Origin of the sequence: Prevotella sp. P4-98, assembly GCF_002251405.1 — a bacterium.
GTDB lineage: Bacteria > Bacteroidota > Bacteroidia > Bacteroidales > Bacteroidaceae > Prevotella.
This window is the reverse complement of sequence record NZ_NPJC01000059.1, coordinates 1-1,030: the sequence shown is the minus strand read 5'-3', so window position 1 is coordinate 1,030 and position 1,030 is coordinate 1. Positions and strand designations below refer to the sequence as shown.

The 1,030-nt window shown below is 36.3% G+C and carries 1 protein-coding gene; it reads right to left on the bottom strand.

The window, feature by feature from the left end:
- Positions 1-18 precede the first annotated feature (18 nt).
- The gene (locus CIK96_RS09420; RefSeq protein ID WP_094440459.1) at positions 19-924 is read right to left on the bottom strand and encodes an IS982 family transposase; all 906 of its coding nucleotides are present in this window, start codon (positions 922-924) and stop codon (positions 19-21) included.
- Positions 925-1,030 lie beyond the last annotated feature (106 nt).

Genomic DNA, 1,030 nt, shown 5'->3' with positions numbered 1-1,030 from the left:
TAACGTGAGTTCGACGAATTAGAATAAGGTCAATTGTCTATCAATAGTCCTTTGAACGGCAATTGTAGGTTTCTTAGGAAAGAAGCAATATGCTGCCAAAGCTCCAAGAGTATTGACAATGAAGTTGTCGAAAGATCTGTGTCTGGAATGTTCCACCTGTGCAATATTCTTAAGTTCATCGTTAACGGTCTCTATGATAGCCCGCTTTCTAAGCAAGAGTCTATCTGATATTTTCATGATAGACCCCTTCATGTTGCTTTTTAGTTTCGTGATAAGTTGTATCCCATCAACGAAAAGTTTATCGAATAGGTTCTTGCCTATATACCCCTTGTCTCCAACAAGTTTGCCGTAGATGAAATCAACAAAGGCTTTATATTCCAATGGTTTACGGTCGTCAATATCACCAGGAGTAATCATAAAATTCAGCAATTCTCCTTTTTCATTACATATCAGATGAAGCTTAAAACCGAAGAACCATCCCATAGAACATTTACCTCTTTGAGCGATACCTTTAAATGTCTTATGGATAAGGATTCTCTGGTTCCTACATACACGAAGAGGGGTGCTATCCACGAAACTGATTCCTGTACATTTTCCTAAAAGCACCTTCTTTATAAAGATAGTTAAAGGAATAGCAATAGTCTTCTGGAGTTCCACAAAACGATTGTATGACACAACATTGGGAAACAAGTGTCGAAGATGCACACATACATATTCTTTGTAGAAATGCTTCAAGCAACGAAAGCCTGAACTGTGAAAAAGTATAATGACAACCATAATTTCGGCCTTTGACATAGTCGATTCACGATGGTATTTGCGTTTTAAATTGCTTTTTATGGTGTATTTTTCCATTTGGGCATCAAAAACTTTGCAGAAGTCATCTGCAATACAGAAAATTTCAGTAACTTTGTCCTCGGTGATCATAGCGATTATTGTTTGTAAACTTTTGATTTTTTAGCACCTTAAAGTTACAACAATTTTCGCTAATCACCAAATTTTTAGACACTTATATTTCGTCGAACTCACGTTA

What these genes read in the sequence shown, in the direction of transcription:
- CIK96_RS09420 (WP_094440459.1), bottom strand. Translation starts at nt 924, where the DNA reads ATGATCACCGAGGACAAAGTTACTGAAATTTTCTGTATTGCAGATGAC.